The sequence below is a fragment of the Hymenobacter algoricola genome, from assembly GCF_039539525.1.
In the GTDB taxonomy this organism is placed as follows: Bacteria; Bacteroidota; Bacteroidia; order Cytophagales; family Hymenobacteraceae; genus Hymenobacter; species Hymenobacter algoricola.
Genome location: NZ_BAABDH010000012.1, coordinates 96,509 through 120,505, shown reverse-complemented (window position 1 = coordinate 120,505; position 23,997 = coordinate 96,509). Strand labels below are relative to the sequence as shown.

Here is a 23,997-nt window from a genome sequence, read left to right as displayed (position 1 = left end):
AAAATCCAGACCATGATGAGGGGAAGTGAAAGGATGAAAAAATGAGAAATGTATGATTCGTAGCAGTACCGGCGGCAGCGGGGCTGGTGGTACTACCGGAAGCAAACGTAGGGGCTGGGGCGGCCCCCCGGAAATCAGCTACACCAACCCGGCCTTGGGCGGGACCAACGCGGGTATTCCCCCTCCGGAGGGGCACCCCGACGGGGCTGTGCGCCGGCGCCGGAACCTGGTTTGGCCGCTCGAACTTCACAGCTCCTTTATCTGGGCTTCACGGCTTGGTAACAGCGGCCGGATACTTTTGCCCATCGTTTCACCCGGGCCGGTCGGCCTGCTACTGCTACTCCGTGATGAAAAACTACCCGCTTCCCCTGAGCCTGACGGCCCTGGCGCTGGCCGGCCTGCTTACCGCCTGCAACGACTCCGACGACGCCACCAGGGCCGACGCGCCCACCCAGGCGAAGCTCGATAACTACTCCGCCACGCCGGTGCTGGCCAAAACCCTGGCCGGCTTCGAGCAGGTGAAGCTCTACTCCCTGCTCAGCTCCGACGACCAGCTGGCGGCCACGCCCGGGTTTATGCTGGGCGGCTCGGCCGATGGCGCCGGCCTGCTGCGCAACCCCGACGGCAGCGGCTACACCATGCTCATCAACCAGGAAGACAACCGCGCCCTGTCGCGGGTGCGCCTCGACAACAGCTTCCGGCCCGTGCGCGGCGACTATATGCTCAACTCCGACGGGGGCCGCTGGCGCCTGTGCTCGGCCACGATGGTGACGCCCGAGGAGCACGGCTTCGGTCCCTACTTTCTGAGCGCCGGCGAAAGTGCCGTCGATGCCCAGATCCACCTGATTCAGCCCTTCGCCGACAACAACACCCAGAGCATGCCCAAGGGCGTGAAGGGCCTGGGCTACTGGAGCGCCGAAAACGCGGTGCCCCTGCCCAAAACTGCCTACCCCAACAAAACCGTGATTTTGACCGGCGAGGACGACTCGGGCAGCAGCGGCGGGCAGCTGGCCCTGTACCAGAGCAACGCCGTGGGCGACCTGGAAGGCGGGCAGCAGTACATGCTGCGCCGCAAAGACCTCAACCAGCGCGAGCGGGACATGGTGCTCGGGCAGCGCTACGAGGTGGAGTTTGTGGCTATTCCGGACTACAAAAACCTGACGGGCACCCAGATGCAGGCCCAGGTGGATCCGCTCAAAGCCCTCAAGATGGGCCGGGTCGAGGACATCGACTACCGCAAGGGCGGCGGCGCCAACGGCCGCGAAGTGTACTTCAACGTGACGGGCCAGGACGAGACGGGCGTCAACGCCGACAAGGCGCGCACGAAGTGGGGCCGCACCTACCGGCTGCTGCTCAGCGAAACCGACCCCACCAAGGGCACCCTGGAAGTGATTCTGGACGGCGACGACCGCGCCGGCAAGGCCAAGGACTTCCAGAACCCCGACAACATCTGCGTCACCCAGAACTACGTCTACGTTCAGGAAGACTCCAACGGCTACGGCCCCGAAACCCACGACGGCTACATCTACCAGTACGCTATTGCCACCGGCGAGCTGAAGCCGATGCTGGAGCTGGACCACCACCGCACCGCCCCCGACGCAGCCAAGTTCAACGCCGGCACCAGCCTCTCGACCAAGGGCAGCTGGGAGTACGGGGCCATGTTTGATATTTCCGACGAAATAGGCATTCCCAACACCTTCGCCCTCTGCATTCAGCCCCATACCTGGACCAGCGACAAGTACAAGAACGGCGGCGCCAAACCCAACAACGGCGACAGCCAGGCCAGCCAGATCGTGCTGCTCAGCGGCCTGCCCCGCTAATTTATTTGCCTACACCTATACATGAGCAGAAGCCCCACCCGGAACCGGGCGGGGCTTTCGGCGCAGCCCAAGCTACCAGCTGATCAGATGCGGACCCGGATTTTTTACGTCGTATTGCTCTTCTTTCTGACCGTGGCGGGCTGGAGCGCCTGCCAGCGCCCCGAAGCCGGCCGCGCCGCCACTGCGCCGACGCCTGCGGCCCGCGTTCTGGCCGACTACCGCCGCAACCTGGGAGCCCTGGATTCGGCCGTGGCCCGGCTGCGGCGGAGCGTGGCGGCCGGGCAGCCGGTGGGAGCTCAGCGCCGGGCCTTTGCCCGGGCCCGCCGGGCCTACAAGCGCATCGAGTTTCTGACCGAGTACTACGTGCCTTCATTGGCCAAGCAGCTCAACGGCCCCGCCCTGGCCGAAGTGGAAGCCTACGACCAGCAGCAGCGGGCCGTGCCGGCCGAGGGGTTGCAGGTGCTCGAAACCTACTTGTACCCTGCTGCCTACGCCCCGGCCCAGCGGGCCGAAGTGCTGGCCCAGCTGGCGCTGGTGCACAGCAGCCTGGTCGGGCTGCACAATGCCGCCGCCACCTTCTCGCCCACCGACCGCCACCTGTTCGACGCCGTGCGGCTGGGCGTGTTCCGCATCGTCACGCTGGGGCTGCCGCGGTTTGACACGCCCGCCTCCCCGGGCGCCGTGGCCGAGGCCGCCACCAGCCTGGCGGCCCTGCGCGCCGCCGTGGCGCCCTACCAGGTCCGCTTGGCAGAGCGGGAGCCGCGGCTGGCTGCCGAATTACAGCGCACCTTTGCCGCCAGCCTGGCCTACCTGCGCCGCCACCCCCAGGCCGAAGCCTTCGACCAGCTCGCTTTTCTGACCGACTACGCCAACCCGTTGTCGCGGCAGCTGGCCCGGGCGCAGCTGGCGCTGGGCATCCGGCCCTTTGCCGAGGTGCGCACCCTGCGGGCTGATGCCGCCACCCTGTTCGACCCGGCGGCCTTCAACCCGATGGCCTTCGCGCCGAATACCACCGACCAGCCCACGGCGGCCCAGGCGGCGCTGGGCCGGCAGCTGTTTTTCGATACGGCCCTCTCGGGCAATGGCAGCCGCAGCTGCGCATCCTGCCACCGGCCCGAGCGGGCCTTTACCGATGGGCAGGTGAAAAGCGTGGCCTTCGGCGGGCAAGGGCAGGTGGCCCGCAACGCGCCCACCCTGCTCAACGCCGCCCTGCAAAGCGCCCAGTTCTACGACGGCCGCGTCACCTACCTCGAAGACCAGGCTGCCGCCGTGCTGGCCGACCCCCGGGAAATGCACGGCTCCCTGGCCGCGGCCGTGCGGGGGCTGGCGCACAAGGCGGCCTACCGCGCCGCCTTTGCCCGGGCGTTTCCGGCCACCCGGCCGGCCGGCATTCAGGAGCAGCATCTCAAAACGGCCCTGGCCAGCTACCTGCGGCGGGAGCTGCTGCGCTGCAACGCCCCCTTCGACCGGTACGTGCGCGGGGAAAAGCAGGCCCTGGACCCGGCGGCCCGGCGGGGCTTCAACGTATTTATGGGCAAGGGCCGCTGCGGCACCTGCCACTTTATGCCCCTGTTCAACGGCACGGTGCCCCCGGCCTTTGAGCGGACCGAGGCCGAAGTGCTCGGCGTGCCCGCCCACGCGGCGCGGGCCGCCAAGGGCCTGGACCACGACCCGGGCCGGCAGGGCGTATCGGGCATCGAGTGGCAGCGGCACGCTTTCAAAACGCCTACCCTGCGCAACGTGGCCCTGACGGCACCCTACATGCACAACGGCGCCTACCGCACCCTGGCCGAGGTCATCGACTTCTACGCCGCGGGCGGCGGGGCCGGCCTGGGCCTGGCGGTGCCCAACCAGACGCTGCCGGCCGGCCGGATCGACTTCACGGCTCCCGAGAAGCGCGACCTGCTGGCTTTCCTGCAGGCCCTCACCGACACCACCGGGCTCAGCCACGCCCGGCCCCGGCCGTGGTAAGGACCGACGCATACAATCAATGACAGACGCAAAAAGGCCCGCTCCAGGAGGAACGGCCCTTTTTGCCGGGCCTAAAAGCGGCGTTACTTGGCCGCCTGCCCGCCGGGCTGGAGGGTGCGGCCCAGCCATTCGAAGAACACCCGCTGCCAGAGCACCGCGTTCTGGGGCTTCTGAATCCAGTGGCCCTCGTTGGGGAAGTACAGAAACCGGCTCGGAATGCCGCGCAGCTGGGCCGTGCCGAAAGCTTCCATGCCCTGGCCCTCGGGCACCCGGAAGTCTTTGCCGCCGTGGATGACCAGCATGGGCGTATCCCAGTTTTTGGCGAACAGCTGGGGGCTGAAGTCGGTGTAGCTTTTGTGCAGCGTAGCGTCCCAGGGCGTGCCGCCGATGTCGTGCTTGGCGAAGAACATTTCCTCGGTGCTCGGGTACCAGCTGGTCAGGTTGTAGAGGCCGGCATGGGCAATGAAGGTCTTGAAGCGGCCCTCGTGCTTGCCGGCCAGGTAATACACCGAGTAGCCGCCGTAGGAGGCGCCCACGCAGCCGCGGCGGTCCTTGTCCACAAACGGCTCCTTGCTCACCTCGTCGATGGCGGAGAGGTAGTCGCGGATGGGCTGCCCGCCCCAGTCGCCGCTGATGCTGTTGTTCCACTCGGTGCCGAAGCCGGGCAGGCCGCGGCGGTTGGGCGCCACGATGATGTAGCCGTTGGCGGCCATCAGCTGGAAGTTCCAGCGGTAGCTCCAGCTCTGGGTAATGGGGCTCTGGGGGCCGCCCTGGCAGTAGAGCAGGGTCGGGTACTTCTTGGCCGGGTCGAAGCCGGGTGGGTAGATGACGTAGACCTGCATCTGCTTGCCGTCGGTGGTGGTCACGCGGCGGTCTTCCACCTTGCCCATTGTCACGCCGGCCAGCTCGTCCTGGTTAAGCGTCGTCAGCGGGGTTTCCTTGCCGGTTTTCAGGTCGATGCGCACCAGGTCGGCGGGACTGCCGATGGTGGTTTTATTGGCCACGGCGGTGGTGGGGCCGGCCAGCTCGAAGGCGTTGTAGTTCTGCGGCCCCTGCGTCACCTGCCGGATTTTGCCGCCCTTGCTCGGCACCGCAAACAGCTGGTCGGTGCCCTGAATGACGCTGGCGAAGTAGATGGTTTTGCCGTCGGCGCTCCAGCGCAGGTTGCCCGCGGCCTGCTCCGAGCCCTTGGTAATGTCTTCGCGCTTCTTGGTCTTGAAGTCGTATACCACGATGCCGGTGCGGTCGGCCTCGAAGCCGGGCGTGGCCATGCTCAGCCAGGCCAGCTTGGTCCCGTCGGGCGAAAAGGCCGGTTCAGTGTCGTAGCCGTCCAGGCCCAGGCTCAGGTTCTCGGTCTTGCTTGCCCGGATGTTGTAGAGGTAGATGTCGGAGTTGGTGCTTTCGGCCTCGGCCTTGCCCGTGAGCTTGCGCGAGGTGTAGGCCAGCGAGTAGCCGTCGGGGGCAAAGGCCAGCTGCTCGGCGCCGGCCAGCGGCTGCAGGGGCGCGTCAAACTTCTCGCCCGCCATGACGTCCTTGCCGTAGCCGGTGGGCTTGCCGTCGGCCCCCACGGGCTGGAAGAAGACGTGGGTGGCCCTGAAGTCGTCCCACGCGTTCCAGTGCCGGTAGTTCAGGTCGTCGATGATTTTGGCGTCGGCCTTGGGCAGATCCGGGTACCAGTCCTTGATTTCCTTGCCGGTCTTCACGTCCTGGGTGTAGAGGATGAAGTTGCCCTTGGGCGCGTACTTCAGGTTGCTCAGGCCCTCGTCGGGAAACTCGCTGAGTCTGGCTTTGCCGGAGCCGTCGGCGCCCATCACGTAGAGCTGGTCGGTGCCGCCTTCGCCCGACAGAAACGTCAGCCTGCCGTCGGGGCGCCAGTTGAGGGTGTTTTCCGAGCCGGGCGTGGTGGTCAGCTGCTTCACCGCGCCGCCGGCCACGGGCACCGTGTATATGTCGGCGTTGCCCTTGTTGTCGGTCAGGGAGTAGCGCGTCACGGTGAAGGCCACGGTCTTGCCGTCCGGCGACACCTGCATTTCGCCCAGGCGGCCCAGCTGCCAGAGCTTTTCGGGCGTGAGGCCGGTTTGGGCCGAGGCCGCCAGCGGCAGCAGCGCCAGCGCAGTCAGAAAGGATTTTTTCATCGCAGAAAGTAGGAAGGAAGTAAGAGGGAAAGGTAAGCAGAATGGCTTTTGGTTTTTAGCTATCGGTTTTTGGCTGCTTCAGTAGCGGTCCGGGTATAGGGTGGAAGGCTGCCTGGGAACCAGATTTGAGCGAACTGCCAAAAACCAAAAACTATCCACCAAAAACCAGCTTACCTTGCGCTCATGCCCGATTTTCGTCTGCGCGTATTCCAGGCCGTGGCCCGGCTGCTGAGCTTCACCAAGGCCGCCCAGGAGCTGTACGTCACCCAGCCCGCCGTCACCAAGCACATCCGGGAGCTGGAGCGCCTGTACGCCCAGCGCTTGTTTGAGCGGCGCGCCGGCCGGGTCACGCTCACCGAGGCCGGCCGCCTGCTGCTGGTGCACGCCGACCAGGTCGAGAACCTGCACCTGCAGCTCACCGACCAGCTCCACGCCCTGCACGACGAAGCCGCGGGCCGCCTGCGCCTGGGTGCCAGCACCACGCTGGCCCAGTACGTGATTCCCGCCATTCTGCCCGCGTTTCAGCAGCGCTACCCCCACGTCGAGCTGACGTTGCTCAACGCCAACTCCGAGCAGATTGCCGAAGCCCTCACCCACGGCCACATCGACCTGGGCTTTGTGGAAGGACAGGTCAAAAACCGCGACCTGCACTACGAGCTGCTCCTGCACGACGAGCTGCTGGCCGTGCGCAAGGCCACGCCCGGCGGTTCGCCCGCCGCGCCGCTGCCGCTGGCCGAGGTGCTGCGCCAGCCACTGGTGCTGCGCGAGCGGGGCTCGGGCACGCTGGAAGTGCTGGAGTTTGCCCTGCGGGCCCACCAGATCAAGCTCTCCGAGCTGCGGGTAGCGTTTTACCTGGATAATACCGAAGCCATCAAAGCCTACCTCGAAGCGGCGCCCGACTGTCTGGGCTTCGTTTCCAGGCGGGCCCTGGACCGGGAGGTGGCGGCCGGGGAGCTGGAGATAGTGCCCGTGCAGGGCCTGCACCTGCCGCGTCGCTTCGACGCCGTGTGGGTGCAGGGGCAGCCGCTGTCGGCCCAGGCCCAGCGCTTCCTGGCCCATGCCCACAAGAGTTTGGAGTAGGTAGATAGCAGCCCTGTCATTGCGAGCAGAGCGAAGCAATCCGTCCTGAACAATGAGCTGACCACTGTTAACCCACAAAGCCCCAATGCCTGCCTGGATATTGGGGCTTAAAGCTGTAACGCGAAGTTCCACTTCGCGCGCCGTCCGCGCCGTCGCAATGGTTGTCGTTCAACGCCTCGCGAAGTGGAACTTCGCGTTACAGCCACTGGGAAGGGCTTTTTGCTTTCACAGGGCTTTCTACCTTTCAGAGAACGGGTTGCCTCGCTTTGCCCGCAATGACAAGTATGAATTACCTCAGGTAATCGGTGATAAGCATTTTTGATTATCGGAAGGGGCAGGGTAGCCGTACTTTTGGGGTAGTATTTGCTGCCGCCCTACCTATGAAGCTTACCCACCCGTTGCCGCCGCTTACCCACTCACCCGAACCGGCAGAAACTGGTTTTGCGGCGTTTCTACACCGGTCCTTCCCAGTTTTTGGCCTGAGCCTGACGCCGCCCAGGCTGGTTTTCGGGCTGGCTTTGCTGCTGTGCCTCACGCCCTGGGGTTCCCCGCCGCTGGCGCTGGCGCTGGGGCTGGTAGTGGCCTTGGTATTTGGCAACCCCTGGCCGGCGCAAAGCCGGCGCTACACCAGCAAGCTGCTGCAATACTCCGTTATCGGCCTGGGCTTCGGCATGAACGCCCAGCAGGCCCTGCAGGCCGGGCGCGCAGGAATTCTGTTTACGGTAGCTTCCATTGGCGGCACGCTGGGGCTGGGCTTTCTGGTGGGCCGCTGGCTGAAGATTGACCCCAAAACCTCCCACCTGATTTCCTGCGGCACGGCCATCTGCGGGGGCAGCGCCATTGCCGCCGTGGGGCCGGTACTCAGGGCCGAGGAGTCGCAGATGTCGGTGGCGCTGGGCACGGTGTTCGTGCTGAACGCGGTGGCCCTGTTCCTGTTTCCGACCGTGGGCCACGCCCTGCAGATGACCCAGAACCAGTTCGGCCTCTGGTGCGCCATTGCCATTCACGATACCAGCTCGGTGGTGGGCGCCGCCAGCCACTACGGCAGCGAGGCCCTGCAGATTGCCACCACCGTGAAGCTGGCCCGCGCCCTCTGGATTATCCCGGTGAGCCTGGGCACGGCCTACCTGTTCAAGACGCCCGGCGCAAAGGTCAAGCTGCCCTACTTCATCCTGGGCTTTATCGGAGCCATGCTGCTCAACAGCTACGTGGCGGCCGTGCAGCCGCTGGCGCCGGTAGCCGTGTATCTGGCTAAAATCGGGCTGACCGTGACGCTGTTTCTCATTGGAGCGGGCTTGTCGGCCCCGGTGCTGCGCTCGGTGGGCGTGCGGCCGTTTGTGCAGGGCGTGCTGCTGTGGGCCGTTATCTGCACCGCCTCACTCTGGCTGATTCTGCACTCGGTGGCTTAGGAGCTGCCGTTCCGCACCAGCAAAGCGGGTCGGCTCCACCAGCTGGAGCCGACCCGCTTCACGTTGTTAGAAGTCAGTAAGCTTTATGTGTCGTCGGCTTTCCGGCGGTTTGGTTGACCGCGGCCCCGGCGCGCTTTTCGGCCTTGTCTTCCGACACGCCGCGCTGCTGGTAGCTTTCCTCCATGGGCCCGGCTTGCCGCTTTTGCTTGTCAGTATAAGCCGGTTTATTTCCCTGGAGCATCGTGCCAGAGTGGTTTGGGCGGCACAATAAGGCGTGAGCAGGGTGGTCTGCGAGGCCACGACTTTGGTGTAATGGCGAGCGGCACAAGGGGCAGTTGCGGCGCCCTGCCTATCTTCGCCCACTCAACGCCGTTCCTGCCCGCCGCCATGCGCCAACTCGCCGATATTCCCCATCCGGATGCCAAAATCACGCTCTTCTCGTGGAATGGCAAGTACCTCATCAAGCTGGAAAAGGGGCAGCTGGAGCAAACCTACAAGGTGAGCGAGATGGACGTGACCAGCGAGGCCGACGTGCGCGAGCTGCTCGATGCCGAGTTTGTGGCCGCTGCCGTGCTGCGCTTTACCCAGATGCGGCAGGACCTGCAGGCCGCTTTCGACCGGCATGATCTGTGAGTTGGGGCCGGTGCAGCCCGTGCAAGGGTGATTTTTCTGTTTTTCGTCAATTCTGATCTTATGAAGCTGTTCGTTGCTTTTGCCATTATCCTCAGTGCTTTTCTCGGCTCCGCTACCGTCGCGCAGGCCCAGCTCTACGACGTGCGTACCACCAGCGTCAACTTTGAGCGCAAGGAGCGCGCCGCGGTGAAGGTGCAGGTGGAAGGCACCGCCGCCTGGACCCGCGACTTCTGGCAGTCGTGGCTGAAGGACACCTACAACATCCGCCTGAAGGGTGGGGGCGTGCTGGGCGTGGGCAAAAGCGACATGCTGGTGGCCAAGCAAACCCCGGCTTCGAGCGTATCGGGCAAGCTCATCGACCTGTACTCCACCGTCACCTCGCCCACCGATACCACCTCGGAGCTGTCGGTGTGGGCCGCTTTCGGCGCCGATGCCTTCCTGACGCCCGACAAGAACGCCACCGAGTTTGCCGCCCTGCGCAACATCACCCAGAGCTTTGCCAGCGCCGCCCGCCTGCAAGCGTACCGGGAGCAGATTGCCGACGCCGAAAAGCAGCTCAAGGAGGCGGAAAAGGAAAAAGACAAGCTCGACAAGGAGCGCACCAGCCTGCAGTCGAGTACGACCAGCAACCTGGCCCGCATCGAGGCCCTGAAGCAGCAGAACATCAGCAACACGCTCAAGGCCCGCGAAGACTCGGTGAAGCTCGTCGGCAATGCCCAGCAGCTGGACCTGCGCAAGCTTCAGCTCCAGCGCAAGCGTGACCGGATGACGGCCCTGGAACGTAAATAAGGCCCCGGCTTACGCAAAAAGCTTCCGCAGCTCCCATGGAAAAAGATCCTTCGCCGCTCGATACCCTGCGCCAGCTCAAAGAGTGGCTGGACGCGGGCACCATTACGCCCGCCGAGTTTGAGACCCTCAAGCGCAAGCTGCTGTTCAGTGAGCCCACCGCCGCCGGCCCGGCGGCCCCGGTAAACAGGCCAGAGCCGACGGCAACCAGTGGCCCGGTGGAAGAGCCGATGCTGCCGCCCATCGTGCCCCATACCACCCCGCCGCTGCCGCCCGTGGCGCCCCCCAGCGCGCCCGCGCCGCCAGCCGAAACCTTCAGCCGCCCCTTCGAGTCGGGCCGGCCCGGGGCCTCGCCCAGCGCGGAGGACGGGTACGATACCGAGACGCGGGAGCCGGAGGAAGACGAGGTCGACATGCCCTACGTGGCCCCGGCCCGCAATCCGCTGTCGACCATTCTTATTGTGGGCGGGATTCTGGCTCTGCTGGCGTTGGTGGCCTATCTGATGCTGGGCAACCGTGAGTCGGAGCACCTGAGCAGCATCAGCCAGACCGAAGCCGACAGCCAGCGCCCCGCCCCGGAAACCGGCCCTCAGGCCGAGCAGATTGACCTGCCGCCCGCCGCGGCCCCCGAAACGGTGCGCGTAGCGCCGGCCGTAGCCCCGGTAGCTGCCCCCGCCGCCGATTCAGTCCGCGTTCCGGCGCCGGCCGCAACGCCCCCGGCCCCCGAAGCTCCCACCGACTACAGTGCCGTGCGCGCCCGCGTTGAGGGGGGGCTGGCGGCTTACTACGAAGATCTGAAAGCGGCCCCGTTCAGTGCCGCCTCGTATTTTGCGCCCAGCGTCGAGCGGTTTTATACCCTGCAGAACACCACCCCGGCCGCAATTGAGGCGGAGCTGGCCCGCAGCCATTTTCCGGAGTTCCTGGAGGCTGAAACCGTGATTGAGCCCGGCAGCCTGAAGATCAGTGAGCCGGTAGACGACGGCTCCCGGGTGGTGACCTTCCTGGAGCGGAGCCGGGCCCTGCGCCAGTCGTTGCAGAAGCGCCAGCAAACCCGCGCCCAGGTTCGCATCCGGCTCGACCGGAACTTCAAAATCAAGTACCTGCGCCAGGAGCGCCTGCTGGAAAATACCTTCACCGATTGACCCCGCCCCGCGACGGACCAGTGGCTATGTCTTATTCCTACGCCGTGCGGTATAGGCTGCTGCTAACGGCGCTGCTGGCGCTGGGAGCCGCTTCCTGCACCAAGGCTCTGAAGCCGGGCCGGCAGTTTGCCACGTATCAGGCCGCCTCGGCCCCCGACTATGCGCGGCCGGCCAACTGGGCCGCGCTGCCCGGCCGCGCGGATGCCGCCGACGAGGTGCCGCGCCACACCGGCCTGCGCGACCAGCAGCAAACGGCGGCCGCCGATGTATTCTACGTGCATCCTACCACCATGCTCAAGCGCAGCGCCTGGAACGCCGACCTCGCCGACCAGGCCCTGAACCGCTTCACCGACGTCAGCACCATCAGCCAGCAGGCCAGCGTGTTCAACTCGGCCGGCCGCATCTACGCCCCGCGCTACCGGCAGGCCACGCTGTACGCCTTTTTCGACGAGCAGGAAGCTGACGGCCGCGAGGCGCTGGAGCTGGCTTACCGCGACGTGAAAGCCGCATTTGAGTACTATCTGGCGCACTACAACCAGGGCCGGCCCATCATTCTGGCCGGGCACAGCCAGGGCACCTATCAGGCCACACGCCTGCTCCACGAGTTTTTCGAAAACGACCCGAAGCTGCGCCGGCAGCTGGTGGTGGCCTACCTCATCGGGTTTAAAGTCAAGCCCAACGAGTACCAGACCATCCGCCCCTGCGCCGACTCTACCCAGACCGGCTGCTTCGTAGTCTGGAACTCCGTGGCCTGGGGCAATGATTACGCCCCATTCGACGGCGGCGTGGCTACCAACCCGCTGACCTGGACGCTCGATACCGTCGCGGCACCCAGCTCCCTGAACCGCGGCGGCGTGCCCTACCTGGCCTTCAACCGGATCGACACGGCCGTGGTAGACGCTAAAGTGCACCAAGGCCTGCTCTGGGTGCACCCGCCCAAGCTCGTCGGCTACCCGCGCTTTCTGCTGCCCGGTCAGCCGCACCTGCGCCATTCCTTCCACATTGCCGACTACAGCCTGTTCTATATGAACCTGCGCCAGAATGCCGAGGCGCGTGTGCGGACCTACATCAGCAAACAAGGCAAACGCCCGTAATCTGCATCCATGAAAAATCTTCCCTGGCCTCGTATTCTTATCGGGCTGCTGTTTTTACTGTTGCTGGCCGCGCTGGCCAAAAACCTGGTGCAGGGTTTGGATAGGCGAAAGACCAGAGAGGCTCCCACCCATAAAGTGCGTGTAGAGGGAAAGGAATCCTGAGCCGGGAGGGGCTGAGGCAGTCGTCAGCCAATAACGAAAAAGCCCCGCCGGCAGAACGCCAGCGGGGCTTTTCATTATTCTAAACCAAAAGCTTAGGCACCGATAGCAACGCGCTTGAAGTCGGTTACCGTCATGCCTTTCGACGTCTTGTCGAGCAGCTGGGCGATGGTCAGCGAGTTGTCCTTCACGAACTCCTGGTTGAGCAGGGTATTCTCCTTGTAGAACTTGTTGAGCTTGCCCTGGGCAATTTTCTCCAGCATGGCCTCGGGCTTGCCTTCAGCCCGCGCCTGCTCTTTGCCGATTTCGATTTCGCGCTCGGCCACGGCCGAATCCACGCCGTCTTTGTCCACGGCAACGGGCTTCATGGCTACGATCTGCATGGCTACGTCGCGGCCAACAACGGCCGTGTCAGCGCCACCCACGTTCTTCAGGCCCACGAGTACGCCCTTCTTGTTGTCGGAGTGGATGTAGGAAGCAACTTTCTCGGCCGTCAGCGTGGCGTAAGTTACGTCCAGCTTCTCGCCGATTTTGCCCATCAGGTCGGTGATGTGCTCCTGTACGGTCAGGCCGTCGTCTTCTTTGGCAGCCAGCACTTCTTCCTTGGTGGTAGCGTTGGTCCGCACGGCGGCGTCCAGAATGCGCTGCACCAGCTCACGGAAGTTAGCCACTTTGGCTACCGACTCGGTTTCGCAGGCCAGGGCAATCAGTTTGCCATTGGTGCCGTCCTCGCTCACGTTCACGGCTACAAAGCCTTCCGACGTTTCGTTTTCAGCACGCTTGTCGGCAATCTTCTGACCCTGCTTACGCAACAGGTCCCGGGCCACTTCGAAGTCGCCTTCGGCTTCGGTCAGCGCTTTTTTGCAATCCATCATGCCCGCGCCAGTCATGGTGCGGAGCTTGTTCACGTCTGCGGCAGTAATTGCGGCCATTTTCTGAAAAGTTAGTAGCTAGAAGCTAGGAGTTAGAATCAATTGAGGGGAGGGTAGAAAGAAGTTAGGAGCCAGGAACCAGAATCGAATGGGCATTTTGCCATCATCACAACTCCTAGCTCCTGACTCCTAGCTTCTAGCTCCTTAAAGACTATTCGTCAGCAGCTTGTTTTTCCTTGATGCCTTCTTCTTCCGACTGCTTCTTGTCGGCTTCGTCCTTGTCAACTTTGCGCTCGGACAAGCCTTCTTCGATAGCCTTGCTGATGACACCCACAATCAGCTGAATCGACTTCGAGGCGTCGTCGTTCGCCGGGATCGGGAAATCAACCAGCTCGGGGTTGGAGTTGGTGTCGCACATAGCGAATACCGGAATGCCCAGTTTCTGAGCTTCTTTTACGGCAATGTGCTCACGCTTCACGTCGATTACGAACAGGGCAGCGGGCAGGCGGCTCAGGTCGGCAATGCCGCCCAGTACGCGCTCCAGCTTCTCCCGCTCGCGCGACAGCATCAGACGCTCACGCTTGGCAAGTGCTGCGTACGCCGTGTTTTCCTTCACCATCTTGTCGATGGTGCTCATTTTCTTCAGCGACTTGCGAACCGTGGCGAAGTTGGTGAGCATGCCACCCAGCCACCGGTCGGTGACGAAGGGCATTTTCAACCGCTTGGCTTCTTCCGTCACAATCTCCTGTGCCTGCTTCTTGGTGGCAACGAACAGCACTTTCCGACCGCTCTTGGCGATGTTGCGGATAGCCTGCGAAGCCTGCTCGAGCGAAACGAGGGTTTTGTTCAGGTCAATGATGTGGATGCCGTTCTTCTCCATGAAGATGTACGGCGCCATTTTCGGATCCCACTTGCGCGTAAGGTGACCAAAATGGGACCCTGCGTCGAGCAGATCTTTATAGGTGGTGGACTGAGCCATGATGTATTTCCTCTGGGATTAGCGTTTCGAGAACTGGAACGAGCGACGTGCCTTGCGCTTGCCGAACTTCTTGCGTTCAACCATGCGGGGGTCACGCGTCATAAAGCCTTCTTTCTTCAGGGCGGGGCGCGTTTCGGCGTCCTGCTCGACCAAAGCTTTCGAAATTGCCAGCCGGATGGCTTCGGCCTGCGCCGAGATGCCACCACCGTGCACGTTCACTTTGATGTCGTACTGCCCGAGTTTCTCGAGGGTAGCGAAAGGTTGGTTCACGATGTTCTCCAGGAGTTCATTGCCGAAATAGGCTTTCATTTCCCGGTTGTTGATAGTGATATTCCCTTGCCCGGCCTGCATGTAAATGCGGGCCACCGAGGTTTTTCTTCTACCAGAGGTGTTGAGGATGTCCATTAATGAAAAAATTGAGGAAAAAAAGGAAGCCGATTAGGCTTACAGGTTCGTCAAATCAACAGCTTTCGGCTGCTGGGCGGCGTGGGGGTGCTCGGCACCTTCGTACACGAACAGGCTGCGGAACTGCTCCCGACCAAGACGGTTGTGGGGCAGCATACCACGTACGGCGTGCTCGATAACGCGGGTCGAGGATTTCTCCATCACTTCGCGCATCGATTTACGCTTCTGGCCACCGGGGTAGCCGGAGTGCGATACGTAGATTTTCTCGGTCATCTTTTTACCCGTGACGCGCAGTTTGTCGGCGTTGATAATGATAACCGAATCGCCGCAATCCGAGTTGGGCGTGAACGAGGGCTTGTGCTTGCCGCGGAGGATATTGGCAACCTGGCTGGACACGCGGCCCAGAGTATTGTCACCAGCATCAATCACGACCCAGCCCTTGTTGGCGTTGGCTTTGTTGACGGATACCGTCTTGAAGCTCAGATGATCCATTGGGGAGTTGAGTAAGCGTTTGAAAATGAGATAGAACCCGGCGAGGGTTCGGGAAAAACGGACACAAAGTTACCCTTTTGACGGGTAAAAGCAAACCCGGATTCAATAATTGTTTCTAAAAGAGTGCCTTACTGACTCGCAACGACATAGAGCGCCACGGCGCCAAGGCCAGCCGGAACGTCGTTCCGAGCGAAGCCGAGGAATCTTGCGGGCCGCCGTTTGAGTAGTAAGCCAACGACACCGCGCCGGACTCCCCGGCAAGCTCGGAATGACGTGCTATCAGGAACAAGTTTGCCTAGCTGTACTGCCGCAGCGTATCGACCAGCACCCGGAAGTCCTTGGGATAGGGGGCTTCCACGGTGATTTCCTCGCCGTTGAGGCCGGCAAAAATCAGCTTGGCGGCGTGCAGGGCAAAGCGCTTGATGAAGGGCTGCTCTTCCTCGCCTTCCTTCACGTTGAACTTCTTCTTCAGCGTCGACAGAAAGAAGTCCTCCCCGCCGTACACCACGTCGCCCACGATGGGGGCCTGCAGGTACATCAGGTGCAGGCGGATCTGGTGCATGCGGCCGGTGATGGGCACGCACTGCACCAGCGTGTGGCGGGCAAACTGCTCGAGGGTGGTAAAGTAGGTTTCGGCCGCCTTGCCCTTATAGGCCAGGCGGGCCTTGCCTTTGGTGGTGGTTTCGATGCTGCGGTCGACCAGGTGGTTGTCGAGACGGTGGGTGCCCCAGGCCACGGCGTGGTAGAGCTTTTTCACCTCGCGGTTTTCAAACTGCATCGAGAGGTGGCGGTAGGCTTCGGGGTTTTTGGCCAGCGCCAGCGCGCCGGAGGTTTCCTTGTCGAGGCGGTGGCAGGCCTGGGCGTCGTCGGCGTACTGCCGGGCCATGCGCAGAATGTTGGGCGCGTTGCCGAACCGCTCGTCGAGCGTAGCCAGAAACGGGGGCTTGTTGATGACGATGAAATCGTCGTCTTCAAACAGAATAAGGTCTTGGAAATCGGGGAGCTTCATAGAGGCCGCAAAGGTACGGCGAAGACTTAAGAAGCGTCGGCCTCCAGCTGCGCGTCGGTAGCCAGCGGCGGGCGGGGCGGGCGGGGCTTGGGCAGCTTAAACTCCAGCGTGGTGCCCAGACCGGCCTCGCTGTGTACCCGGATGGTCGATTTGTGCGCCTCCACAATGTGCTTGCTGATGGCCAGCCCGAGGCCCGAGCCGCCGGAGTCGCGGGAACGGCTTCGGTCTACGCGGTAAAATCGCTCGAAAATGCGGCTCTGGTGCTGCTTCGGAATACCGGCGCCGTCGTCGCGCACCGATATCTTCACGCCTTTGCTGCTTTCCAGCAGGCTGACGATGACGTGCCCGCCTTCCTTGCCATACTTTACCGCGTTGTCGATCAGGTTGATCAGGACCTGCCGGATGCGGTTACGGTCGGCCAGCACGCGCAGTCCTTCCGGGGCCAGGGAAGGCGGAAACAGCTCCAGCGTGACGTGACGCTGCCCGGCCTTCTGCTCCAGCTGCTCAAATATCTCGTGCACCAGCTGCGCCACATCAAACGCCTGGCGCCGCATGCGCACCACTCCCTTCTCCAGCTGCGAGATGGTAACCAGATCCTGCACCAGCGCGTCCAGCGCATCGAGGCTGGTGGCGGCTTTGGTGAGAAACTTGTGGCGCAGCAGCTCGTCGTCCACGTCGCCATCGAGCACGGTATGCAGGAAGCCCTGGGCGGCAAAAATCGGGGTTTTCAGCTCGTGCGACACGTCGGCCAGGAACTCGCGGCGCAGGACCTGCAGGCGCTTGAGCTCGTCGATTTCCTGCTGCTTGCGCTCGGCCATCTGCACGATTTCGTCGCGCATGCGCTTGAGCGGCTCGGGGCGGAACAGGAACTTGTTTGAGAGCCTGCGGAACTCCTTGCGCTTCACGTTTTCCAGGCCGGCGTAGATATTGTTGATTTCCCGAAAAATCAGGGCCTCAAAAGCCAGATAAACCAGCAGAAAGCACGCCGCCACCGTAATGCCCGCCGCCAGCGCCCCCTGCTCGAAGGCCATGGTCGGGACCAGCCAGGCCAGGGTGGTCAGCACGCCCGCGACCAGCAAGGCAATCAAGATGGCAATGGTGCGGGAGGATAGGTCCATGAGGGAATGAACTGGTTGCGGGAGGAGCGCACCGGAGGAAAGGAATGGCCGGCTGCCCGGGCCAAATTTACCGCTTCAAAAGAAAGCCGGCCCTAACCTGGGGCCGGCTTTTCAGCTGGTCAACAGCAGCGCGTGGCCGGGCTTTCAGTCGCTATTAAACTTGTAGCCGACGCCCTTGATGGTCTGGATGTGGTGGTCGCCAACTTTCTCGCGCACTTTGCGCACGTGCACATCCACGGTGCGGGCCAGCACGAAGACATCATTGCCCCAGATGTTCTGCAGCAGCTCGTCGCGGCCGAAAACCTTGTGCGGCGCAGAAGCCAGAAAGGCCAGCAGCTCAAACTCCTTTTTGGGCAGGGAAATCTTACGGCCATCCTGGTACACGGCGAAGCCGGTGCGGTCGATGGTCAGGCCATTGATTTCGATGGTTTCGGACACGGCCTGCGGGTCTTTGTCGCGGCGCACAAAGGCGGCCAGGCGGCTGAGCAGCGCGCGGGGCTTGATGGGCTTGGCAATGAAGTCGTCGGCCCCGGCCTCGAAAGCGGCCACTTCCGAGAACTCCTCGGCCCGGGCCGTCAAAAAGATGATGTAGGTGTCCTTGAACTTGGGCAGCTCACGCAGCTGCCGGCAGGTGTCGATGCCGTCGAGGTGGGGCATCATCACGTCGAGCAGCACAATGTCGGGGGCGAAGCCGGGCGCTACTTCCAGAGCCTTGCGGCCATCGGGGGCGCTGGCTACCTCGTAGCCTTCCTTGCGCAGGTTATATTCCAGCAGCTCCACGATGTCCGGATCATCATCCACGACCAGAATCTTGTAAGGGTGTGAGGAGGCGTTTGGGTGCACGGGACGTGGGGTTTGGGGGTAGAAGAAGATGCGGGATGACAAAAATACCGCTTGTCGGACGGCCGGGCGTGTTACCTTTTTGTGAACTGCCGGGGCAGCGGGCAAGCGGGCTACTGCTGAGCTGGGTGGCCGCGCTGGCAGCGGGCGGGCTTTGGCCAGTGGCGGAGCAGGAAGGAGTTCGGGCATTGGAAAGGGCATAAAAAAAGCGACCCGGAAGGAGTCGCTTTTCAAGGAAAATCAGTTTTGAGCCACCAGATTCAACCGGTTTTTAAGTCCCTGGTATTTGTACATATCCACTTTCACGGCCCCCACAAACAGTTCGGCCTGGATAAGGACCGGCACCTTGTTCCGGTCGTCGGAGAGGTACACGGATATGGCATTCTCACCGCGGAAGAGCTTGTTGGCCGGCATCTTCGGAACCAGCTTGATGGCGCGGATGTCGCCGGCCTTGGTCTCCACGGTTTCCCGGCCTTTGTAGATTACATCCATCGTGAAAACCTGGTTGTCGAAGAAGCCCTGGACCCGGATGACGTCGCCGATACGGCGGTTGTCGTAGTTCAGGGTACGCAGGAAATAGAAGCCGCTGACCATGTCCTGCACGTTATCCGGCACTTTGAAGGTTTCGTGGCGCACATTGTCCTTGTCCTTCTTGCGGGTTTCCACCTGCGCCACGTCCTTCACGTGGTCGAAGTCGATGGTTTCCTTTTTGCGGTAGTTGTTCTCCTCGATGTTGCGAAAGAACTTCTGCGGCAGAATGCTGGTAGTGTCGATGTAGGTGCGCCAGGTGTCGCGCACCCGCATAAAGAAGTCGAACGAGCCGGTGGTCCGACCCGTGACGGTGGCCTTGTAGCAGGGCCGGTCATTGACGCGCTGCAGGTCTTTGGAAACCTCGATGGTAGCATCAGCGGCGTTGATCAGGCCGTAGTGCACCCGGTAGTAGAGTACCTCGCCCCGCTCGAAGCTGGAGTTGGGCACGTTGCGGACGGCGTCGCCCGGCCCGAAGGCAAACAAAGCGGCCAGGGGCAGCAGCAAAATCGAAGACAGGAGCCAGCGGCGCTTCATAAAAACTAGCAAAAAAAGATCCGGCCGTTGCCTATTCAAACGAGGTGCCAGCAAAGATATCGGTAACCCCGCACACTAGCAGCGTACCAGCTCAAAAGGAACGAAAAAGCTGGGGCCGGGTTCCGGGGCGGGTTTTGAGTGCGGGGCATAAAGGACAAAAAAAGCCTCCCCGGTTTCCCGGGGAGGCTTTTCAATGAGCGGAACGCAGCCCCGTCTATTCGTCGTCGTCCTCGTCGGTCGACTCATCCGTCGGAATGGCAGCTAGGGCCACTGCGGGCTCACCTTTCACCATGTCGCGGATCTGCTTCTCGATTTTGTCGGCCAGCTCGTGGTTGTCGAGCAGGATGGTTTTTACGCCCTCGCGGCCCTGGCCCAGGCGGTTGCCGTCGTAGGAGAACCAGGAGCCCGATTTGGCAATAATGCCCATGTCAACGCCCAGGTCCAGGATTTCGCCCACTTTGCTGATGCCCTCGCCGTAGATGATGTCAAACTCGACCACCTTGAAGGGCGGCGCCAGCTTGTTCTTCACCACTTTCACCTTGGTGCGGTTGCCGGTCACGTTGTCCTTATCTTCCTTGATCTGGCCGATGCGACGGATGTCGAGGCGAACCGAAGCATAGAACTTCAGGGCGTTGCCACCGGTCGTGGTTTCGGGATTGCCGAACATCACGCCGATTTTCTCGCGCAACTGGTTGATAAAGATGCAGCAGCAGCCGGTCTTGTTGATAGTGCCGGTGAGCTTGCGCAGGGCCTGGCTCATCAGACGCGCCTGCAGGCCCATCTTCGAGTCGCCCATGTCGCCTTCCAGCTCGCCTTTCGGCACCAGGGCGGCTACGGAGTCAATGACGATGATGTCGATGGCCCCCGACGAAATCAGGTGGTCGGCTATTTCCAGGGCCTGCTCGCCGTTGTCGGGCTGGGCAATGAGCAGGTTGGTGGTGTCGATACCCAGCTTTTCGGCGTAGGCGCGGTCGAAGGCGTGCTCGGCGTCGATGAAGGCCGCGATGCCGCCTTTTTTCTGGGCTTCGGCAATGCAGTGTAGGGTCAGCGTGGTTTTACCGCTCGATTCCGGCCCGTAAATCTCGACCACCCGGCCGCGGGGCAGCCCGCCAATGCCGAGGGCAATATCCAGGCCCAGCGAGCCGGTGCTGATGGCCGGAATGTCGACCACCTTGTTGTCGCTGAGCTTCATGACGGTGCCTTTGCCATAAGCCTTGTCGAGCTTATCCATCGTGAGCTGAAGCGCTTTCAGCTTTTCGGCCTGCGGGTTTGCAGAAGTTTTCTCGGCTTTGTCTGTGGTAGCAGCCATTCGAAGAGGGTTGGGGATAAATGCTTAGGTTTGGTGAATGTAGGCGTTTTTGGCCGCCTAACCAACCAGAAAAAGCCCTTTTACGCCAGCGGCGGCAGGTGGTTTCTGGTCGGCAATGGGTAACGCAGGCGGGCTATATTTTGTGCCCGCAATGCTAAAAAAATTTGCTGAATTTCGGAGTATAGAATAATGCTAAAATTTTTGTCAAAACCGCCGCTGCGGTTCTTCCTGATTCTGGCCGGGTTAGCGTGGCAAACCGGCATCGGGACGGCCTGGGCGCAGCTGGATAACTCGGCTTTTCTGCGCCCCCTGCCCGTCGGACCCCAGTACGAGCGGCAGCTCCGGCTCGATGTGCAGGTGTTTCAGTTCAACAAGGACAACGAGTACTTCAACAAGATTGAGGAGGGCCGCACCTACTTCGGAGCCCACCTGCTGCCCCGGCTGGTGTACTTCCCCACCGCCAACCTGCGGGTGGAGGCGGGCGTATTTCTGTGGAAAAACTACGGCACGCTCCGGCTGCGGGAAGTGCAGCCCCTGCTCACCATCAAGTACCAGAACGGCCCGCACAGCATCCTGTTTGGCAACATTGAGGGCAACCTGCACCACGGCTACATCGAGCCCCTGTTCGACTTCGAGCGGGTGATGACCAACCGGCTGGAGGAGGGCGCGCAGTATAAGCTGCAGAAAAAGCGGCTGAGTCTCGATGCCTGGGTGGACTGGCAGCGGCAGCAGTACCCGTTCAGCAGCTTTCAGGAGGAAGTGGCCGGTGGCCTCACGACCGAGGCCACGGTGGCCGGCGACTCGGCCGGCTGGTGGCTGCGGGTGCCCTTTCAGTTTACGGGCACGCACCGGGGCGGGCAGATTGACACGGTAGACGCGCCCCTGCAAACCCTGTTCAACGTAGCCAGCGGCCTGCGGCTGCGCAAGCCGCTGACGTCGCGGTTTTTTCACGCTGTGCATTTCGACGGCTACGTTACTTATTTCGACGACTACTCCTTCACCGACGTGCTGGCGTTCCGCCGGGGCACGGGGCTGTATCTGAATGCGGGCGTCGATACCCGTCTTTCGAACGTGCAGGTGGCGTACTGGCGCGGCAACGGCTACATTTCGCCGCTGGGCGGGCCGCTCTACCGCTCCATTTCCAACACCGTCAATAACCCCCAGTACCTCGACAAAGACCGGCAGCTGCTCATTGCGCGGTTTTTGAAAGACTACCGCCTGCCGGGCAACCTGATCATGACCACGCGCTTCGAGCCGCTCTACGACCTCAACAACGGGCTCTTCGACTTCTCGTTTGCCTTGTACTTCAACTTCAGCCAGAGCTTTCTGCTGACCACCATCCGGCAGGGCGTGGAATAAGCCGGCCGGCTGGCTCAGGTGGTAGGCGCGGGGCGGTACAGGGCGTAATGCAGGATTTCGGCCGAACCAGTCCCGCGCAGCGGCCACAGCCGGGGCCGTACGGGCAGCGGCTGGAATCCGGCGTGCCCGGCCACGGCGCAGCTGCGGGGGTTGTCGGCGCGGCAGCGGATGTCGAGGCGGTGGGCCTGCACGCTGGAGTAGAAGCCGAAGCCGGTGGCCGCGGTCAGGGCCTCGCGCGCGAAGCCCTGACCCTCGGCCTCGGGCGCCAGGTAATAGCCGATTTCGGCGGTGACGGTGGCCGCCCAGGTGGGCTTCAGGCTGATGTCGCCCAGGTAGGCGCCGGTTTCGCGGTGCCAGATGCCCAGCACGTAGAGGCGGTTGATGCGCCAGTCGTGGCCAAAGACGCTCAGTACGCGGCGGGCATCAGCGGGGGTCTGCACGGCGGCCACGCGGGCGGGAAAGGCCGTGGCCAGGCGCGGCCGGTTGGCGTCAATGAGGGCAAAGAAAGCCGGCTCGTCGGCGGGCTCGTAGGGGCGCAGCAGCAGGCGCGCCGTATGAATCGGGGTCGGAGAGGGCGAGGAAGCAGTAGTCGTCATACAGGCAGAGCCGGAGCAGAGGTACCTACGCGCAAATCAGGCGGCCGGACAACCACGCCGGGCCGCCACAAAAAAGCGCCACCCGTTCTCGGATGGCGCAGCCCGGTACCGGGAGTAGTCGGCTACTTGTTCAGCACCAGGCCCTTGATGTGCGGATGCTGGTACTGCATGGGGCTGCCCAGCGCCTGCTGGGTGCGCATCACGTTCACCAGCCGGGCGGTTTCGTTGAAAAACTCCAGGCGGCGAATCAGCATCTCCTTGGTCAGCACGCGGCCTTCGGGGGTGCGCATCGAAGCACGCTTGTCTTCCAGAATGCGGCGCATGATGGCTTCGGTTTCCGCGCCGTGCTGCTGGTACTGCTGCTCGAACTCGGCCAGCCGGTCCAGCCCTTCCGTGGTGAGCCGGTACTGGCCGCCGGCCTGGTTGAGGACCTCGCAGAGAACGTATAGTTCCAGCGGCAGCGTGGTTTGCAGGGGCGTGGTTCGCAGGTCCAGACCCACACGCACGGCGTCGAGAATCATCTCCACGTTGCGCTCAAATTGCTGATAGTACGACTGGGCTTCCATGTGGCTAGGGGCTTGGGGTCTTGGGGACTTAGGGTCTTGGATTTTTAGCGGTAACCTTTATGGCTAACTCTGCAGTTACGGCCATTGGAGCTAAAGTCTGGCGGAACGAACACCAAGACCCTAAGCCCCCAAGACCCTACAACAACTCTTTGATGATTTGCTCAACGCTGATGCCTTCGGCTTCGGCCTTGAAGTTGCGCACCAGCCGGTGGCGCAGAATGGGTACCGCTACGGCCTTCACGTCTTCGATATCGGGCGAGTACTTGCCGTTGAGCAGGGCATTGCACTTAGCGCCCACAATCAGGTGCTGGGAAGCCCGCGGGCCGGCGCCCCACTCCAGCAGCTGGGTGGCACGGCCGGCGGCCCGGTCGGTATTGGGGCGGGTTTTGTGCACCAGGCTCACGGCGTACTCCACCACGTTGTCGGCTACGGGCACGCGGCGCACCAAGTGCTGGTAGGCCTGAATGTCGTCGGCGTGCAGAATCTTGCTGACGGTAGCTTTGGTATCGGAGGTGGTGTTTTTCACGATCTGCAGCTCGGCCTCGTAGCTGGGGTAGCCCAGCTCGATGTTGAACATGAAGCGGTCCAGCTGGGCCTCGGGCAGCGGGTAGGTGCCTTCCTGCTCAATCGGGTTCTGGGTGGCCAGCACGAAGAACGGCCGCTCCAGCGGGTAGCGCTTGCCGGCTACCGTCACGGAGTATTCCTGCATGCTTTCGAGCAGGGCCGCCTGGGTTTTGGGCGGCGTGCGGTTGATCTCGTCGGCCAGCACGATGTTGGCAAACACGGGGCCTTTCACAAACTGGAAGTCGCGCTGCTGGGTCAGGGTTTCGGAGCCCACAATGTCGGAGGGCATCAAATCCGGGGTGAACTGGATGCGGTTGAACGACAGGTCGAGCGAGTCGGCAATGGTCTGGATGAGCAGGGTTTTGGCCAGCCCGGGCACGCCGACCAGCAGGCAGTGACCCTGCGAAAATACCGCCGTCAGCACCAGGCGCACCACGTCATCCTGCCCGATAATTACTTTGCCGATTTCCTTGCGCAGGGTTTGGTAAGAGGCGGCCAGCGCGTCGGCGGCTTCTTTATCAGAAGAGAATGTGCGCATCTAGGAGGGTAAGGGAGGAAGTAAGGAATCTGGGACTAAGGACAGGCAGACCGGCG

The 23,997-nt window shown here is 62.6% G+C and carries 23 protein-coding genes; 10 read left to right on the top strand and 13 right to left on the bottom strand.

The features are described 5' to 3' along the window. The first annotated feature begins 347 nt into the window (after nt 1-347). Complete coding sequence (locus tag ABD842_RS02855; RefSeq protein WP_345109779.1) at nt 348-1,820, top strand: PhoX family protein; 1,473 nt, start codon at nt 348-350, stop codon at nt 1,818-1,820. Between the two features lie 87 nt (nt 1,821-1,907). After that, nucleotides 1,908-3,791, top strand: coding sequence for a cytochrome-c peroxidase (locus ABD842_RS02850; protein WP_345109776.1), 1,884 nt, complete (start codon nt 1,908-1,910; stop codon nt 3,789-3,791). A gap of 83 nt (nt 3,792-3,874) precedes the next feature. Here ABD842_RS02850 and ABD842_RS02845 read toward each other — a convergent pair whose 3' ends face one another. Beyond that, nucleotides 3,875-5,926: a S9 family peptidase gene (locus ABD842_RS02845; protein WP_345109773.1), complete on the bottom strand. Its 2,052-nt coding sequence runs from the start codon at nt 5,924-5,926 to the stop codon at nt 3,875-3,877. 183 nt (nt 5,927-6,109) lie between these two features. Between ABD842_RS02845 and ABD842_RS02840 the strand changes: the two genes are divergently transcribed. From ABD842_RS02840 to ABD842_RS02810, 7 genes are all read left to right on the top strand, one after another. Continuing rightward, complete coding sequence (locus ABD842_RS02840) at nt 6,110-7,006, top strand: LysR substrate-binding domain-containing protein (RefSeq protein ID WP_345109770.1); 897 nt, start codon at nt 6,110-6,112, stop codon at nt 7,004-7,006. A gap of 380 nt (nt 7,007-7,386) precedes the next feature. Beyond that, nucleotides 7,387-8,415: a YeiH family protein gene (locus ABD842_RS02835; RefSeq protein WP_345109768.1), complete on the top strand. Its 1,029-nt coding sequence runs from the start codon at nt 7,387-7,389 to the stop codon at nt 8,413-8,415. A gap of 387 nt (nt 8,416-8,802) precedes the next feature. Then, on the top strand, nt 8,803-9,048 hold the full coding sequence (locus ABD842_RS02830) for a hypothetical protein (RefSeq protein WP_345109765.1): 246 nt from the start codon (nt 8,803-8,805) through the stop codon (nt 9,046-9,048). Nucleotides 9,049-9,108: 60 nt separating this feature from the next. After that, complete coding sequence (locus ABD842_RS02825; RefSeq protein ID WP_345109763.1) at nt 9,109-9,837, top strand: hypothetical protein; 729 nt, start codon at nt 9,109-9,111, stop codon at nt 9,835-9,837. A 35-nt stretch (nt 9,838-9,872) separates the two neighbouring features. Then, nucleotides 9,873-10,976: an SHOCT domain-containing protein gene (locus tag ABD842_RS02820; protein WP_345109760.1), complete on the top strand. Its 1,104-nt coding sequence runs from the start codon at nt 9,873-9,875 to the stop codon at nt 10,974-10,976. 26 nt (nt 10,977-11,002) lie between these two features. Next, on the top strand, nt 11,003-12,070 hold the full coding sequence (locus ABD842_RS02815; protein ID WP_345109758.1) for a DUF3089 domain-containing protein: 1,068 nt from the start codon (nt 11,003-11,005) through the stop codon (nt 12,068-12,070). A gap of 9 nt (nt 12,071-12,079) precedes the next feature. Next, nucleotides 12,080-12,232 carry a hypothetical protein gene (locus ABD842_RS02810; protein ID WP_345109756.1) on the top strand — a complete coding sequence of 51 codons (153 nt, stop codon included), beginning with the start codon at nt 12,080-12,082 and terminating at the stop codon, nt 12,230-12,232. A gap of 92 nt (nt 12,233-12,324) precedes the next feature. Here the strand turns inward: ABD842_RS02810 and tsf are convergent, their stop codons facing one another. The 9 genes from tsf to recA form a co-directional block, all read right to left on the bottom strand. Further along, the gene (gene tsf / locus ABD842_RS02805; protein WP_345109753.1) at nt 12,325-13,161 is read right to left on the bottom strand and encodes a translation elongation factor Ts; all 837 of its coding nucleotides are present in this window, start codon (nt 13,159-13,161) and stop codon (nt 12,325-12,327) included. A gap of 151 nt (nt 13,162-13,312) precedes the next feature. After that, nucleotides 13,313-14,080, bottom strand: a complete 768-nt coding sequence (gene rpsB / locus ABD842_RS02800) for a 30S ribosomal protein S2 (RefSeq protein ID WP_345109750.1) — start codon at nt 14,078-14,080, stop codon at nt 13,313-13,315. Between the two features lie 18 nt (nt 14,081-14,098). After that, nucleotides 14,099-14,485: a 30S ribosomal protein S9 gene (gene rpsI / locus ABD842_RS02795; RefSeq protein WP_345073607.1), complete on the bottom strand. Its 387-nt coding sequence runs from the start codon at nt 14,483-14,485 to the stop codon at nt 14,099-14,101. A gap of 39 nt (nt 14,486-14,524) precedes the next feature. Then, complete coding sequence (gene rplM / locus ABD842_RS02790) at nt 14,525-14,977, bottom strand: 50S ribosomal protein L13 (RefSeq protein ID WP_073106880.1); 453 nt, start codon at nt 14,975-14,977, stop codon at nt 14,525-14,527. Between the two features lie 295 nt (nt 14,978-15,272). Next, nucleotides 15,273-15,986 carry an RluA family pseudouridine synthase gene (locus ABD842_RS02785; protein WP_345109741.1) on the bottom strand — a complete coding sequence of 238 codons (714 nt, stop codon included), beginning with the start codon at nt 15,984-15,986 and terminating at the stop codon, nt 15,273-15,275. A 26-nt stretch (nt 15,987-16,012) separates the two neighbouring features. After that, the gene (locus ABD842_RS02780) at nt 16,013-17,104 is read right to left on the bottom strand and encodes a sensor histidine kinase (protein WP_345109738.1); all 1,092 of its coding nucleotides are present in this window, start codon (nt 17,102-17,104) and stop codon (nt 16,013-16,015) included. A gap of 144 nt (nt 17,105-17,248) precedes the next feature. Then, nucleotides 17,249-17,947, bottom strand: a complete 699-nt coding sequence (locus ABD842_RS02775) for a response regulator transcription factor (protein WP_345109735.1) — start codon at nt 17,945-17,947, stop codon at nt 17,249-17,251. A 237-nt stretch (nt 17,948-18,184) separates the two neighbouring features. Next, nucleotides 18,185-19,009: a DUF3108 domain-containing protein gene (locus ABD842_RS02770; protein ID WP_345109733.1), complete on the bottom strand. Its 825-nt coding sequence runs from the start codon at nt 19,007-19,009 to the stop codon at nt 18,185-18,187. A 214-nt stretch (nt 19,010-19,223) separates the two neighbouring features. Then, the gene (gene recA, locus ABD842_RS02765) at nt 19,224-20,318 is read right to left on the bottom strand and encodes a recombinase RecA (RefSeq protein ID WP_345109731.1); all 1,095 of its coding nucleotides are present in this window, start codon (nt 20,316-20,318) and stop codon (nt 19,224-19,226) included. A gap of 201 nt (nt 20,319-20,519) precedes the next feature. On the opposite strand from recA, the gene ABD842_RS02760 reads away from it, so the two are divergent. Beyond that, entirely contained in the window at nt 20,520-21,677 is a 1,158-nt protein-coding gene (locus ABD842_RS02760) for a hypothetical protein (RefSeq protein ID WP_345109728.1), read from the top strand. Nucleotides 21,678-21,691: 14 nt separating this feature from the next. On the opposite strand, the gene ABD842_RS02755 is transcribed toward ABD842_RS02760, so the two are convergent. The 3 genes from ABD842_RS02755 to ABD842_RS02745 all read right to left on the bottom strand — a co-directional run bounded on the left by ABD842_RS02755 (nt 21,692) and on the right by ABD842_RS02745 (nt 23,941). After that, the gene (locus tag ABD842_RS02755; RefSeq protein WP_345109725.1) at nt 21,692-22,273 is read right to left on the bottom strand and encodes a GNAT family N-acetyltransferase; all 582 of its coding nucleotides are present in this window, start codon (nt 22,271-22,273) and stop codon (nt 21,692-21,694) included. A 122-nt stretch (nt 22,274-22,395) separates the two neighbouring features. Then, nucleotides 22,396-22,839, bottom strand: a complete 444-nt coding sequence (locus ABD842_RS02750) for a hypothetical protein (RefSeq protein ID WP_345109723.1) — start codon at nt 22,837-22,839, stop codon at nt 22,396-22,398. 136 nt (nt 22,840-22,975) lie between these two features. Beyond that, on the bottom strand, nt 22,976-23,941 hold the full coding sequence (locus ABD842_RS02745; RefSeq protein ID WP_345109720.1) for an AAA family ATPase: 966 nt from the start codon (nt 23,939-23,941) through the stop codon (nt 22,976-22,978). Between the last annotated feature and the right edge of the window lie 56 nt (nt 23,942-23,997).

Excerpts from the sequence above, each read along its gene's own strand:
- ABD842_RS02745 (WP_345109720.1), bottom strand. The coding sequence starts at position 23,941 with ATGCGCACATTCTCTTCTGATAAAGAAGCCGCCGACGCGCTGGCCGCC.
- ABD842_RS02815 (WP_345109758.1), top strand. The coding sequence starts at position 11,003 with ATGTCTTATTCCTACGCCGTGCGGTATAGGCTGCTGCTAACGGCGCTG.
- ABD842_RS02845 (WP_345109773.1), bottom strand. The coding sequence starts at position 5,926 with ATGAAAAAATCCTTTCTGACTGCGCTGGCGCTGCTGCCGCTGGCGGCC.
- ABD842_RS02770 (WP_345109733.1), bottom strand. The coding sequence starts at position 19,009 with ATGAAGCGCCGCTGGCTCCTGTCTTCGATTTTGCTGCTGCCCCTGGCC.
- ABD842_RS02755 (WP_345109725.1), bottom strand. The coding sequence starts at position 22,273 with ATGACGACTACTGCTTCCTCGCCCTCTCCGACCCCGATTCATACGGCG.
- ABD842_RS02830 (WP_345109765.1), top strand. The coding sequence starts at position 8,803 with ATGCGCCAACTCGCCGATATTCCCCATCCGGATGCCAAAATCACGCTC.
- rpsI (WP_345073607.1), bottom strand. The coding sequence starts at position 14,485 with ATGGACATCCTCAACACCTCTGGTAGAAGAAAAACCTCGGTGGCCCGC.
- ABD842_RS02810 (WP_345109756.1), top strand. The coding sequence starts at position 12,080 with ATGAAAAATCTTCCCTGGCCTCGTATTCTTATCGGGCTGCTGTTTTTA.
- recA (WP_345109731.1), bottom strand. The coding sequence starts at position 20,318 with ATGGCTGCTACCACAGACAAAGCCGAGAAAACTTCTGCAAACCCGCAG.
- ABD842_RS02855 (WP_345109779.1), top strand. The coding sequence starts at position 348 with ATGAAAAACTACCCGCTTCCCCTGAGCCTGACGGCCCTGGCGCTGGCC.
- rplM (WP_073106880.1), bottom strand. The coding sequence starts at position 14,977 with ATGGATCATCTGAGCTTCAAGACGGTATCCGTCAACAAAGCCAACGCC.
- ABD842_RS02780 (WP_345109738.1), bottom strand. The coding sequence starts at position 17,104 with ATGGACCTATCCTCCCGCACCATTGCCATCTTGATTGCCTTGCTGGTC.
- tsf (WP_345109753.1), bottom strand. The coding sequence starts at position 13,161 with ATGGCCGCAATTACTGCCGCAGACGTGAACAAGCTCCGCACCATGACT.
- ABD842_RS02750 (WP_345109723.1), bottom strand. The coding sequence starts at position 22,839 with ATGGAAGCCCAGTCGTACTATCAGCAATTTGAGCGCAACGTGGAGATG.
- ABD842_RS02820 (WP_345109760.1), top strand. The coding sequence starts at position 9,873 with ATGGAAAAAGATCCTTCGCCGCTCGATACCCTGCGCCAGCTCAAAGAG.
- ABD842_RS02785 (WP_345109741.1), bottom strand. The coding sequence starts at position 15,986 with ATGAAGCTCCCCGATTTCCAAGACCTTATTCTGTTTGAAGACGACGAT.
- ABD842_RS02825 (WP_345109763.1), top strand. The coding sequence starts at position 9,109 with ATGAAGCTGTTCGTTGCTTTTGCCATTATCCTCAGTGCTTTTCTCGGC.
- ABD842_RS02850 (WP_345109776.1), top strand. The coding sequence starts at position 1,908 with ATGCGGACCCGGATTTTTTACGTCGTATTGCTCTTCTTTCTGACCGTG.
- rpsB (WP_345109750.1), bottom strand. The coding sequence starts at position 14,080 with ATGGCTCAGTCCACCACCTATAAAGATCTGCTCGACGCAGGGTCCCAT.
- ABD842_RS02840 (WP_345109770.1), top strand. The coding sequence starts at position 6,110 with ATGCCCGATTTTCGTCTGCGCGTATTCCAGGCCGTGGCCCGGCTGCTG.
- ABD842_RS02835 (WP_345109768.1), top strand. The coding sequence starts at position 7,387 with ATGAAGCTTACCCACCCGTTGCCGCCGCTTACCCACTCACCCGAACCG.